Annotated in this window: 15 protein-coding genes; 4 read left to right on the forward strand and 11 right to left on the reverse strand. The window is 63.0% G+C overall.

Features of this window, described 5'->3' with window-relative positions:
* Nucleotides 1-46: 46 nt before the first annotated feature.
* Together IMX18_RS25815 and trmB are read left to right on the forward strand one after the other, a co-directional pair.
* Entirely contained in the window at nt 47-841 is a 795-nt protein-coding gene (locus tag IMX18_RS25815) for a thiazole synthase (RefSeq protein WP_013974625.1), read from the forward strand.
* A gap of 9 nt (nt 842-850) precedes the next feature.
* Nucleotides 851-1,573, forward strand: a complete 723-nt coding sequence (gene trmB / locus IMX18_RS25820; RefSeq protein ID WP_100412796.1) for a tRNA (guanosine(46)-N7)-methyltransferase TrmB — start codon at nt 851-853, stop codon at nt 1,571-1,573.
* A gap of 800 nt (nt 1,574-2,373) precedes the next feature.
* Here the strand turns inward: trmB and IMX18_RS25825 are convergent.
* The 9 genes from IMX18_RS25825 to IMX18_RS25865 all read right to left on the reverse strand — a co-directional run bounded on the left by IMX18_RS25825 (nt 2,374) and on the right by IMX18_RS25865 (nt 8,943).
* Nucleotides 2,374-2,700, reverse strand: a complete 327-nt coding sequence (locus tag IMX18_RS25825; RefSeq protein ID WP_003257821.1) for a DUF3392 domain-containing protein — start codon at nt 2,698-2,700, stop codon at nt 2,374-2,376.
* Between the two features lie 9 nt (nt 2,701-2,709).
* Nucleotides 2,710-3,885, reverse strand: coding sequence for a radical SAM family heme chaperone HemW (hemW, locus tag IMX18_RS25830; RefSeq protein ID WP_015272151.1), 1,176 nt, complete (start codon nt 3,883-3,885; stop codon nt 2,710-2,712).
* Nucleotides 3,882-4,478 carry an RdgB/HAM1 family non-canonical purine NTP pyrophosphatase gene (gene rdgB / locus IMX18_RS25835; RefSeq protein WP_015272150.1) on the reverse strand — a complete coding sequence of 199 codons (597 nt, stop codon included), beginning with the start codon at nt 4,476-4,478 and terminating at the stop codon, nt 3,882-3,884. The genes hemW and rdgB overlap by 4 nt, the downstream gene beginning before the upstream one ends.
* Nucleotides 4,475-4,909 carry a DUF4426 domain-containing protein gene (locus IMX18_RS25840; protein WP_013974622.1) on the reverse strand — a complete coding sequence of 145 codons (435 nt, stop codon included), beginning with the start codon at nt 4,907-4,909 and terminating at the stop codon, nt 4,475-4,477. Before IMX18_RS25840 ends, rdgB begins: the two co-directional genes overlap by 4 nt.
* 22 nt (nt 4,910-4,931) lie before the next feature.
* Nucleotides 4,932-5,552: a methionine biosynthesis protein MetW gene (metW, locus tag IMX18_RS25845; RefSeq protein ID WP_015272149.1), complete on the reverse strand. Its 621-nt coding sequence runs from the start codon at nt 5,550-5,552 to the stop codon at nt 4,932-4,934.
* Between the two features lie 7 nt (nt 5,553-5,559).
* Nucleotides 5,560-6,699 carry a homoserine O-succinyltransferase MetX gene (metX, locus tag IMX18_RS25850; RefSeq protein ID WP_013974620.1) on the reverse strand — a complete coding sequence of 380 codons (1,140 nt, stop codon included), beginning with the start codon at nt 6,697-6,699 and terminating at the stop codon, nt 5,560-5,562.
* Between the two features lie 99 nt (nt 6,700-6,798).
* Nucleotides 6,799-7,389, reverse strand: coding sequence for a YggT family protein (locus IMX18_RS25855; protein ID WP_013974619.1), 591 nt, complete (start codon nt 7,387-7,389; stop codon nt 6,799-6,801).
* Nucleotides 7,390-7,399: 10 nt separating this feature from the next.
* Nucleotides 7,400-8,218 carry a pyrroline-5-carboxylate reductase gene (gene proC / locus IMX18_RS25860; RefSeq protein ID WP_015272148.1) on the reverse strand — a complete coding sequence of 273 codons (819 nt, stop codon included), beginning with the start codon at nt 8,216-8,218 and terminating at the stop codon, nt 7,400-7,402.
* A gap of 38 nt (nt 8,219-8,256) precedes the next feature.
* On the reverse strand, nt 8,257-8,943 hold the full coding sequence (locus tag IMX18_RS25865) for a YggS family pyridoxal phosphate-dependent enzyme (protein ID WP_139657896.1): 687 nt from the start codon (nt 8,941-8,943) through the stop codon (nt 8,257-8,259).
* Nucleotides 8,944-9,008: 65 nt separating this feature from the next.
* On the opposite strand from IMX18_RS25865, the gene IMX18_RS25870 reads away from it, so the two are divergent.
* The gene (locus tag IMX18_RS25870) at nt 9,009-10,007 is read left to right on the forward strand and encodes a type IV pilus twitching motility protein PilT (RefSeq protein WP_139657895.1); all 999 of its coding nucleotides are present in this window, start codon (nt 9,009-9,011) and stop codon (nt 10,005-10,007) included.
* Nucleotides 10,008-10,134: 127 nt separating this feature from the next.
* Here the strand turns inward: IMX18_RS25870 and IMX18_RS25875 are convergent, their stop codons facing one another.
* Nucleotides 10,135-10,770 (reverse strand): C40 family peptidase, encoded by a 636-nt coding sequence (locus tag IMX18_RS25875; protein ID WP_043935972.1) that lies wholly within the window; start codon nt 10,768-10,770, stop codon nt 10,135-10,137.
* 166 nt (nt 10,771-10,936) lie between these two features.
* On the opposite strand from IMX18_RS25875, the gene IMX18_RS25880 reads away from it, so the two are divergent.
* Nucleotides 10,937-11,356, forward strand: a complete 420-nt coding sequence (locus IMX18_RS25880) for an NINE protein (protein WP_013974614.1) — start codon at nt 10,937-10,939, stop codon at nt 11,354-11,356.
* Between the two features lie 146 nt (nt 11,357-11,502).
* Here the strand turns inward: IMX18_RS25880 and IMX18_RS25885 are convergent, their stop codons facing one another.
* Nucleotides 11,503-12,201 (reverse strand): SPOR domain-containing protein, encoded by a 699-nt coding sequence (locus tag IMX18_RS25885; RefSeq protein ID WP_003257831.1) that lies wholly within the window; start codon nt 12,199-12,201, stop codon nt 11,503-11,505.
* Nucleotide 12,202 lies beyond the last annotated feature (1 nt).

Below are 12,202 nucleotides of genomic sequence, written 5' to 3' on the forward strand. Positions count from 1 at the left end.
CGGCGATTCACCTGCAAGCCCAGCAACCTTTTCCCGAGGAACAACCATGAGCAACGTTCGTAGCGACAAGCCCTTCACCCTGGCCGGGCGTACTTTCCAGTCGCGCCTGCTGGTCGGTACCGGCAAGTACCGTGACATGGAAGAAACCCGCCTGGCCATCGAAGCCTCGGGTGCCGAAATCGTCACCGTAGCCGTGCGCCGCACCAACATTGGCCAGAACCCGGGCGAGCCGAACCTGCTCGATGTGCTGCCTCCGGACCGCTATACCATCCTGCCGAACACCGCGGGCTGCTACGACGCGGTCGAAGCCGTGCGCACCTGCCGCCTGGCCCGCGAACTGCTGGATGGCCACAACCTGGTCAAGCTGGAAGTACTGGCCGACCAGAAAACCCTGTTCCCCAATGTGATCGAAACCCTCAAGGCCGCCGAAGTGTTGGTCAAAGACGGTTTCGATGTGATGGTCTACACCAGCGATGATCCGATCATCGCCCGCCAGTTGGCCGAAGCCGGCTGCATTGCGGTCATGCCGCTGGCTGGCCTGATCGGTACCGGCCTGGGTATCTGCAACCCCTACAACCTGCAGATCATCCTGGAAGAGTCCAAGGTGCCGGTGCTGGTGGATGCTGGTGTGGGTACTGCGTCCGACGCCACCATCGCCATGGAAATGGGCTGCGAAGCTGTGCTGATGAACTCGGCCATCGCCCACGCCCAGCAGCCGGTGCTGATGGCCGAGGCCATGAAGCACGCCATCGTTGCCGGTCGCATGGCCTACCTGGCCGGCCGTATGCCGAAGAAACTCTATGCCAGCGCCTCTTCGCCGCTGGATGGTCTGATCAAGTAAGAGCCCCTGATGACTGAATCGCACGATACGCCGATCACCCCCGACGGCGAAGCCCGCCCGCACCGCCGCATCAAGAGTTTCGTGATGCGCGCCGGGCGCATGACCGAAGGCCAGCAACGTGGCCTGGAGCAGGGCGGCCCGCTGTACATCCTGCCGCTGGCCGACAGCCCGGTGGACTACGACCAGGTGTTCGGTCGCTCGGCGCCGCGCACCCTGGAGATCGGCTTCGGCATGGGCCATTCCCTGCTGGAAATGGCTGCTGCCGCGCCTGAACAGGACTTCATCGGTGTGGAAGTACACCGCCCGGGTGTTGGTGCGCTGCTCAACGGCGTGCTGAGCCAGGGCCTGAAGAACCTGCGGGTATATGACTGCGATGCCATCGAAGTGCTGAACCGCTGCGTGGCGGACAACAGCCTCGACCGCCTGATGCTGTTCTTCCCCGACCCATGGCACAAGGCGCGCCACCACAAGCGCCGCATCGTCCAGCTGGAGTTCGCCGAACTGGTACGGCGCAAGCTCAAGCCCGGTGGCGTGTTCCACATGGCCACCGACTGGGAACCGTATGCGGAGTACATGCTGGAAGTGATGAGCGCTGCCCCGGGCTATCGCAACCGTGCGGCCGACGGTACTTACGTGCCACGGCCGGAAGAACGCCCGATCACCAAGTTCGAACGCCGCGGCGAGCGGCTGGGGCACGGGGTTTGGGATTTGAAGTTCGAGAAGGTGGATTGACCGGCTGATACGGCCTTTCGATATGCCGATGCCTGCAGAAATGCAGGCGAAAAAAAACCGCCTTGAGAAGGGCGGTTTTTTTATGTGAGCGACAGGACTGAGTATCCTTCGCTCTGAGGTTTCACAGAAAACCCTCACACAGTTGGCTGATCATAGGCAGCGTAGCGGGGGAACGTCAATGCTCAGAAATATCCGGCATCACGTGTGTCGGAGCGGTTAACAGTCTTGGATGAGCATTCCAAGTATCATCGCGCTGCTCCTGTGTGGATGAAATCAGTGATGGGCCGGGTAGGAGAAGAATTCTGCTTTCCGGTCCCTTCGACACGGCCTGAGAACCGTGCCGGTGCACCTCTTCGAAGGGCCATTGACCTGGCCACTTCAAAGAAGACTCTCACACAGTTTTCGAAGGCATCGAAGTGCCGGTTAGATGCTGGAAGATTGGCCCGTCAACACGGAGGCCAAGGCATATGAAGCGTTTGCTTGATGCGCTGAGCCGCGTTTGGACGTTCATCCGGATTTTGACTGTGCTCAGGACCGTTCGGGACTTCATGCGCGATCACTTCGATGATGCCCGGTAAGGGCTAGTCAGGTGGTAGGGCTGCCCTGATTCTCCGGGGCAGCTTTTACAACCCATCTCTGTACTCGCCAGATTACGCGGTCATTGTAGGAGCGACCTTGTGTCGCGATGGACCGCGTAGCGGCCCCAGGATGTCAGCGGTGAGGCAGCAATTGCTGGGGCCGCTTTGCGGCCCTTTCGCGACACAAGGCCGCTCCTGCAAGGTTCAGTGCAAGGCCGTGGTTCAGCCCCGTCGATCCGCCACCACCCCGATCAGCACCAGTACCACCAGCAACACCGGCGCCAGCGCGTAGTTGTTGAACTGGCTCAGCCCTTTCACCACCCAAGGCGTGGCATAGATCAGCGCCGCACCGCTGCCGATCATCACCAGCAAGGCCATGAACGGTACGCGCAGGGCGCCCGCCAGGCCGCCCAGGCGTTGTTCCACCCAGCCCTTGATATCGGTGCCGAACAGCACCAGCAGGCAGCCTACCAAGGCCAGTGAAATCTCCGACAGGTTGCTGCGGCTCCAGCGAGAAACCGTCGCGAGCAGATCAAGTACCAGATCCATGGGTCATCCTTAGGTCAAGAAATACTGCAGCAGGTCATTGAGGAACAACTGGCCCCTCGGCGTGGCCACCAGTTGATCCGGTTCGACCTGCAAAAGGCCCTTTTGTTCGGCCGCGCGGCGTGCCTCGCGCAGTTGTGCCAGCGGCAAACCGGTGCGTTGGGTGAACAGTTCGGCTTCCACCCCATCGGTCAGGCGCAGGGCATTCATCAGGAACTCGAACGGCAGCTCGTCGACTGGCAGCAGCTTTTCGCCGGCCTTGAACGGCTTGGCCAGGTTCAGGTAGTCCTTGGGCAGGCGAGTTTTCCAGGTGCGCAGGATGCGCCCGTCGGCGAAGGTCAGCTTGCCGTGGGCACCAGCGCCGATGCCGATGAAGTCGCCAAAGCGCCAGTAGTTGAGGTTGTGCCGGGCAGCGCGCCCCGCTTGGGCATAGGCCGAGACTTCGTACTGGCGGAAGCCGTGTTCGGCCATCAGTGCCTGGCCGGCCTCCTGGATATCCCAGAGGATGTCGTCCTCGGGCAGCTCGGGCGGCTGGTTCCAGAACACCGTGTTCGGCTCCACGGTCAGCTGGTACCACGACAGGTGCGTCGGCCCCAGGTCGATGGCCTGGCGCAGGTCGCCCAGCGCGTCGTCGAGCGACTGGTCGGGCAGGCCGTGCATCAGGTCCATGTTGAAGTTGTCGAAGCCGGCGGCGCGCGCCATGCCGGCGGCGCGGACCGCTTCATCGCCATTGTGGATACGCCCCAGCGCCTGCAGTTTGGCTGGCTGGAAGCTCTGCACACCGATGGACAGACGATTGATACCGGTTTGCCGGTAGGCCTTGAACTTGTCCTGCTCGAACGTGCCCGGGTTGGCCTCCAGGGTGATTTCGATGTCCGGCGCAAACGGGATACGTTGTTCCACGCCACGCAGCAGCCGGCCAAGGGCGTCGGCACTGAACAGGCTGGGGGTACCGCCGCCGAAGAAGATCGAGCTGATCGGCCGGCCTTGCACGGCAGCCAGCTCCTGGTCGAGGTCGGTCAGCAGGGCGGCGACGTAGGCATCTTCCGGCAGTTCAGGCCCGGCAGCGTGGGAGTTGAAGTCGCAGTAAGGGCATTTGCGTACGCACCACGGGATGTGGATGTACAGCGCCAGCGGCGGCAGGCTGGTGAAACCCGCCGCGCCGGGGTTGGACAGCGTTTCGATCATGCCAGGCCCAGACGTTGGCGCAGCAGGGCCATGGCGCGGGCGCGGTGGCTGAGCTGGTTCTTGTCCACAGGGGCCAGGTCGGCGCTGGAGCAGCTGCGCTCCGGTACCCAGAACAGCGGGTCGTAGCCAAAGCCGTGCTCGCCACTGGCCTCGAACATGATGCGCCCGTGCCACAGGCCTTCGCACAGGATCGGCAGCGGGTCGTCAGCATGGCGCACCAGTGCCAGGACGCAGACGAACTGAGCACCGCGCTCGGCTTCAGGCACGTCTTTCAGTGCTTCGAGCAGCTTGGTATTGTTCGCCGCATCACCCTTGCCGTCGGCATAGCGCGCCGAGTAGATGCCCGGCGCGCCGCCGAGGAAGTCCACCGCCAGGCCAGAATCGTCGGCCAGGGCCGGCAGGCCGGAAATGCGTGCGGCGTTGCGCGCCTTGAGGATGGCATTCTCGACGAACGACAGGCCGGTTTCTTCCGGCTCGACCTGACTGAACTCGCCGATCGAGCGCAGTTGCACGGACGCGCCGAGCATGGCCTGGAGTTCCTTGAGTTTGCCGGCGTTGTGGCTGGCCAATACGAGTTGCTGGAAATTCATCATTCGCCTGGGAACACTTCCTGGTTGAAACTGAGGGAGTTGCTGATACCGCCGGTTTCGATATTCAGGTCGAAGGTGACGGTTTCTGGCTGGTCGATCTTGAACTGGGCGATGTAGTACACCGCGCCCTGTTCGGTGATCTGCTTGAACGACAGCGGGCTGCTGCGCCCGGTCAGGTCCTTGACCGTGCCGCTGACCACCGCCATGGCGGGTTTGTTGGCCTTGAGCACGGCGATGTTGAGTACGCCCTGGTTCTTGCTGCGTACCAGGCCGGTGGCTGCGGCCACCTCCGGTGTCAGCATGCTCGAGGTGAACGCGCTGTAGTGCACCGTCACGTCGCCAAACACTTCCTTGCGCTCGGGACGGGCAGCATCGGCAGCCAGTACCGGCAGGGCCAGGCACAGGCTGATCAGGAACAGGGCTAGGCGACGCATGGGGTGATTCCTCCGGTGGGCGTCAGACCGCGAGCTGATGTTCTTGCAGGCCCGGGCTGCTGACACGGTAGATGCCGATCTCACCTAGAAGATTAGGCCAAAGCCGGCCACCCCACCCGTTGCGGTGCAAGTGGTCGACCGCCAGGCGGTCTAGCACCTTGGCGCGGCGCTCGTGGCACAGCTCTTCGAAGTCGGCAAAGGTGCAGAAGTGGATGTTCGGCGTGTTGTACCAGGTGTACGGCATGAAGTCCGAAACCGGCATGCGGCCTTTGGTCGCCAGGTACCAGCGGCAACGCCAGTGGCCGAAGTTGGGGAAGGTGATGATGCACTGGCGGCCCACGCGCAGCATCTCGTCGAGGATGCGGTCGGGGTACTCCACGGCCTGCAGGGCCTGGGTCATGATCACCACGTCGAAACTGTTGCTGGCGAAGTTGCCCAGGCCCTTGTCCAGGTCCTGCTCGATGACGTTGACGCCCTTGGCCACACAGGCCGCAATGTTGTCGGCGTCGATCTCCAGGCCATAGCCGGTGACCTGCTTGCGGTCGCGCAGCGAGGCCAGCAGTTCGCCGCTGCCGCAACCCAGGTCGAGTACCCGGCTGCCGGCGGGGATCCAGTCGTGGATGATTTCCAGATCGGCTCTCATGCTGTCCTCAGATGGCAATGCGGTTCATGTAGTTCGAGAAACCCTGCATGTAGCGAGGCGTGGGGATCAGGAAGGCATCGTGCCCGTAAGGCGAGTCGATCTCCAGGTAGCAGACATTCTTGCGCGCGGCCATCAGGGCGTCGACGATCTCGCGCGAACGGGCCGGGGAGAAGCGCCAGTCGGTGGTGAACGACATGATGCAGTAATCCGCCTTGACGTGGGCCAGGGTGGCTGCCAGGTCGCCGCCCTGGGCGGCGGCGGGGTCGAAGTAGTCCAGCGCCTTGGTCATCAGCAGGTAGGTGTTGGCGTCGAAGCGCCCGGAAAACTCCTCGCCCTGGTAGCGCAGGTAGCTCTCGACCTGGAATTCGACGCTGTGGAAGTCGTAGTTGAGCTTGTCGCTCTTCAGCTCGCGGCCGAATTTTTCACCCATCGAGTCATCCGACAGGTAGGTGATGTGGCCGACCATGCGCGCCAGCATCAGGCCACGCTTGGGGATCACGCCCTGGTCCTGGAACGAACCGCCGTGGAATTCGGGGTCGGTGAGGATGGCCTGGCGTGCCACTTCATTGAAAGCGATGTTCTGTGCCGACAGCTTGGGAGCCGAGGCGATGTCGACGCAATGGCGCACACGCTCGGGGTAGCTGATGGTCCACTGCAGCGCCTGCATGCCACCCAGGCTGCCACCGACCACGGCGGCCCACTGCTGGATGCCCAGGCGCTCGGCCAGGCGCACCTGGCTGTGCACCCAGTCTTCCACGGTCAGCACCGGGAAGTCAGCGCCGTAGGGCTTGCCGGTGGCCGGGTTGATGCTGCTGGGGCCGGTGCTGCCGTTGCAGCCGCCCAGGTTGTTCAGGCTGACCACGAAGAAGCGGTTGGTGTCGATCGGCTTGCCAGGGCCGATACAGCTGTCCCACCAGCCCGGCTTGCGGTCGGTGGCGGCATGGTAGCCAGCGGCATGGTGGTGGCCGGAGAGGGCATGGCAGATCAGCACGGCGTTGCTCGCGCTGGCGTTCAGGGTGCCATAGGTCTCGTAGACCAGTTCGTAACTGGCCAGGGAGCGACCGCAGGCCAGGGCCAGCGGTTCATCGAACCGGGCGGTTTGCGGTACTACCAGACCGACGGAATCTTCGGGAAAGACAGTGGACATCGACCCTGCTCACGCTTGACGGAGGCGTAAGTCTAAAGAGCGCTACCCCCAGCGGCAAGCAGAGGCTTGTCGCTGGAAGCAACCAGAGTCAGCTGGGGCTCAGATCATCCGCCATAGCTCTTGTGGCATGCCGGCGTAGGCGGCCAGCGGCGGCATGACGAACGACTGGATTACCTGGATCGCGAGGAAGGCGAAGATCGGCGAGATGTCCATGCCGCCCAGGTTGGGCACGATGCGGCGGAACGGTGCCAGCACCGGTTCACTGATCTGGTAGGCCAGCTCAGCCGCCGGGTTGTGGCTGTTGGGAGCAACCCAGGACACGATCACCATGACGATCATCGCGACCCAGAAAATCTTCAGGAACAGCGAGGTGATACCGATGATGGCCCACATCAGCAGGTGCAGGATGTCACCGAAGGTCCCGTAGGTGACCATCAGCACGAAAGCCATCAGCAGCGCCTGGATGACCACCGACAACAGCAGCGACGAGGTATCCAGCCCACCAACGCTGGGGATGACTCGGCGAATCGGCTTGAGCAGCGGCTGTGTGGCGCGCACGGCGAACTGGCACAGCGGGTTGTAGAAGTTGGCCTTGACCAGCTGCAGGACAAAGCGCAGCAGGACGATCACCAGGTACAGGCTGACCAGGGTTTGCACCACGAAGATCGCGGCGCCGGACAGTGCATTCATCTGAAGCTCCTTATTTGCCCAGTTGTTCGGCCAGCTCGGCGGAACGTGTAGCCGCAGCCTGCAGCGCCTGTTCGACGATGGCTTCGAAGCCGCTGGCCTGGAACGACTTGATCGCCGCTTCGGTAGTGCCTGCAGGCGAGGTGACTCGGCGGCGCAGTTCGGCAGCATCGACATCGCTGGCAACCGCCATGCGTGCGGCGCCCAAGGCAGTCTGCAGGGTCAGCTGGGAGGCAGTTTCACGTGGCAGGCCAAGCTTTTCGCCTGCCGCGGTCATGGCTTCGATCAGCAGGAAGAAGTACGCCGGGCCGCTGCCGGATACTGCCGTCACAGCGTCCAGTTGCTGCTCCTGCTCGAGCCACAGGGCGGTGCCCACGGCCGACAGCAGTTGCTCGGCCTGCTGGCGTTGTTCGCTGGATACTTCCGCGGTGGCGTACAGGCCGCTGACGCCCTGTCGCAGCAGTGCCGGGGTGTTGGGCATGCAGCGAACCACCGGGCGAGCGCCGACCCAGCTTTGCAGGCTGGCGCAGGTGATGCCGGCGGCAATGGAAACGATCAGCTGGCCTTCCTGCAGGTTCGGTTGCAGGGACTGGCATACGGCTTTCATGACCTGCGGCTTGACCGCCAGCACGATGACGTCGGCGCCATCGATGGCCTGGGCGTTGTTCTCGAAGGTTTCGATGCCGTGCTCGGCCTGGATGCGGCTGCGGGTCTCGGCGCCCGGGTCGCTGGCGCGGATCTGCGAGGCGTCCAGGCCCTGGGCACGCAGACCACCGATCAGGCTGGCGGCCATGTTGCCGGCGCCGATAAAGGCAATACGAGTCTTGCTCATGTCAGGTCCTTGTAGGAAAGAGTGAGTAAAGCATGGAATCAGGGCTGCCCGTAATCGCGGGCACCGAACAGGGCGGTACCGATACGCACCCAGGTCGCACCCTGTGCAATGGCCGCTTCCAGATCGTGGCTCATGCCCATGGACAGGGTGTCCAGACCAAGGCCGAGGCCTTCCTGCAACTGGCGCAGGGTGGCGAAGGCGGCTTCCTGGGCGGCGCGGTCATCAGTGGGTTCGGGAATGGCCATCAGCCCGCGCAGGCGAAGGTTGGGCAGTGCGGCTACCGCTTTGGCCAGGGCCGGCAGGTCGGCAGGGGTGCAGCCGGATTTGCTGTCTTCGCCGCTGACGTTCACCTGCAGGCAGATGTTCAGTGGTGGCAGACCGGCCGGGCGCTGCTCCGAGAGGCGTTGGGCGATTTTCAGGCGGTCCACGGAATGTACCCAGTCGAAATGCTCGGCGATGGCTTTGGTCTTGTTCGACTGGATGGGGCCGATGAAGTGCCAGATCAAGGACAGGTCGCCGAGTGCCTGCTGCTTTGTCAGCGCTTCCTGTAGGTAGTTTTCCCCGAAATCGCATACGCCGGCGGCGTGGATTTCGCGGATGGCGCTGGCTGGCTTGGTCTTGCTCACGGCCAGCAACTGGACGCTGGCCGGATCACGCCCGGCAGCCTGGGCAGCGCTGGCGATACGGGCGGAAATAGCGGAAAGGTTGTCTGCTAGGGTGGACATGGACTGATGCCGGCGGCTGGAGGGTTTGCGGCATTCTACCTACTTGAAGGCCTTTGGGGAGTCTCATGGATGTGACCGACCTGTTGGCCCGGGCCGTGGATGCGGGGGCTTCCGACCTGCACCTGGCGGCGGGCCAGTTACCGATGTTGCGCCTGGATGGCGAGCTGCAGCGCATGGCCCTGCCGACCTTGGGCCCGGCGACCTTGACCGAGGGCATGGCACCCATGCTGGATGAAGACCAGCGCCGACAATGGGCCCAGGGTGATGAGCTGGACCTGGCGCTGGAATTGCCGGCGCTAGGGCGCTTTCGGCTGAATCTGTTTCGCCAGTTGCACGGCCCTGCGGCCACCTTTCGCCTGATCCCGGGGCATATAGCCACGCTCGATGAACTCGACCTGGTCGATGTGTTTCAAGCTGTTGCGCAGTGCCGAGATGGCTTGATCCTCGTCGGTGGGCCGACCGGCAGTGGCAAGTCCAGCACCTTGGCGGCACTGCTCGACCAACTGAACCGAGATCGTGCTCTGCATATCATCACCCTTGAGGACCCTGTCGAAGTTATCCACAGCAGCCAGCGCAGCCTGGTCAACCAGCGTGAGGTCGGCCGCCATTGCGGTGGGTTCGCCCAGGGGCTGCGCAGTGCCCTGCGCCAGGACCCGGATGTGATCATGATCGGTGAGCTGCGCGACCTGGAAACCATTCGCCTGGCCTTGCGTGCGGCTGAGACCGGGCACCTGGTACTGGCGACCGTGCATACCCGTTCGGCGGTGAGCAGTGTTGACCGGTTGGTGGAGGTGTTCGCTGCCGAAGAGAAACCGTTGGTGCGGGCGATGCTGGCCGAGTCGTTGCGCCTGGTGGTAGCGCAGGTGCTGGTCAGGCGCGCGGGCGGAGGGCGGGTTGCTGCGCGGGAAGTGCTGGTGGTGACGTCAGCGGTGCGTAACCTGGTTCGGGAAGGGCGAATGGCGCAGTTGTGTTCGGTGATGCAGGCGGGTGGTGCGGACGGGATGCGGACGATGGAAGGGGCGATGCGAGGGTTGAAGGAGAGGGGGCTGATCAGCGATCTATAGTGCCTGTGCTGGCCCTTTCGCGGGTAAACCCGCTCCCACATGGATAACACAGCCTTCGAATGCTGTGGTGTACCTGTGGGAGCGGGCGTGCCCGCGAAGAGGCCGATACAGGAGAGCGCCGATCAGATCAGCGCTTGGCCAGGCTCAGTTGCTGCTGTTCTTTCGGCAGCACTCGCTTGGCCACCACGTAATGCTTCTGCCAGTAAGGCTTGCTCAGGGTGTCGATGCTCACCCGCTTGCCACGGCGTGGAGCATGGATGAAGCGGTCGTTGCCCAGGTAGATGGCAACGTGGTTCACCCGACGGCTCTTGATGTTGAAGAAGATCAGGTCGCCTGGCTTCAGGTCACCCTTGGCCACCTTGATGCCGTGGCCCTGGGCCATGGCATTGGAGGTGCGCGGCAGGTCGACGTCGGCGACGTCGTTGAAGGCGTATTTGACCAGCCCGCTGCAGTCGAAGCCTTTCTTCGGGCTGCTGCCGCCCCAGACATAAGGGGTGCCGAGCACATTCACCGCGCGGCTGAGCACATCGCTGCTCTGCTTCGGCGACATGGCGGCGACTGGCGCACCGGGCACGCTGCGGCTGATGGCGGCATTGCTTGGGCGGGTGCGCAGCGCGGTCTGCTTGACTGGTGCGTGTCTTACCGAGGCATTGGTGGTGTAGCCGGTAAAACCATTGGGAAGACGTTGCTCACGATTGGTGGCGTGGGCGGCCAGGGGCAATAATAGGCAGAGGGTCAGCCATGTCTTGAGTAAAGGCGGCATAGATGAAGCTCTTATGAATAGTTATGTGTTGGGCGCGCAACTTTATAACAGCTTTTTGATCAATCTTTGATCCGTTGGTCGATTGTCCAGGTGCCGTACGTCGGCCTGCGACAAGAAAGTCACATTTTTTCTTAGAAAATTTTCGGATAACCCACGGGGGCTATGAATGAACAGTTATCAACAGGGGGCGCCGTTTCACGACACCCACAGCAAGACCATTGGCTACCTGCTATGGATTTTCGGCTTTACCGGGTCGCATCGTTTCTATTACGGCAAGCCCGTAACCGGCACCATCTGGTTCTTCACCCTGGGCCTGCTGGGCATCGGCTGGTTGATTGACCTGTTCCTGATCCCGTCCATGGACCGTGAAGCTGACCTCCGGTTCCAGTCCGGGCGCATTGACTACAACATCGCCTGGATCCTGCTGACCTTCCTAGGGGTGTTTGGTCTGCACCGGCTGTATCAGGGCAAGTGGATCACCGCAATCATCTACTTCTTTACCGGCGGGCTGTTCCTGGTGGGGGTTCTGTATGACTTCTGGACGCTGAACAGCCAGGTTTCCGAGCGGAATGCGGGGCGGGGTTGAGTTCACATGGGGGCTGCTTTGCAGCCCTATCGCGACACAAGGCCGCTCCTACAGGGGGCGCGTAAACCCGACTTTCAGGTTTACCCGCACATTGTAGGAGCGGCCTTGTGTCGCGATAGGGGCGCAAAGCGCCCCCCGAACGCAGGTTACTGACGGGTCTGCCGCTGTTGCAGCAGCAGGTTGCTGAAACCTGCCCCGGCCAACTGCTTCTGCGCCCCGGTCAGCTGCTCGCGGTTGCTGAACGGGCCCACTAGCACGCGGTACCAGGTTTCGTCCTTGACCGTGCCCGACTCTACCTTTACCGACTGCCCCAGCAGGATGATCTGCGCGCGCACCTTGTCAGCATCGGCCTGCTTGCGGAACGAGCCGGCCTGCAGGAAGAACTGGGTGGTCGCCGCCGGCTTGATGACTGGCGGTGCCGGTGGCGGTGTCTGGCCCATCAATGCTGCCTGGGCTCGCGCCGTGTCGATCTTTGCCGCTTCGGCTGGCGTCACCGGGGTCACCGGCTGGGCCGGGACGGGTGGTGTCTTCTCTGGTACGGCCTCCGGCGGCACGATCACCTCGGACTCCGGCAGCAGCGTGTAGAAGTCGTACTTCGGCTTCACAGGCTGCTGCGGAGTGGGCTGCGCCGACTTGCCGGCTTCGGCCACTTTGTCCGCTTTCTGCTGCTCCGGCTTGGTGCGCTTGATGTCTTCGCCACCAGGCTCGAGCTTCATCAGGAACACGATGAACGCGCCTACGGTCAGGCCGACCGCCAGCCATACCCAACCGGGAATCGGCTGCTTGGCCGGCGCCGTCTGGCGGCTGGCGCCGCGTTTGGGTGCAGGTTTTTTCTTGGCAGCCAAC

Source organism: Pseudomonas shirazica (genome assembly GCF_015168335.1).
GTDB classification, from domain to species: domain Bacteria; phylum Pseudomonadota; class Gammaproteobacteria; order Pseudomonadales; family Pseudomonadaceae; genus Aquipseudomonas; species Aquipseudomonas asiatica.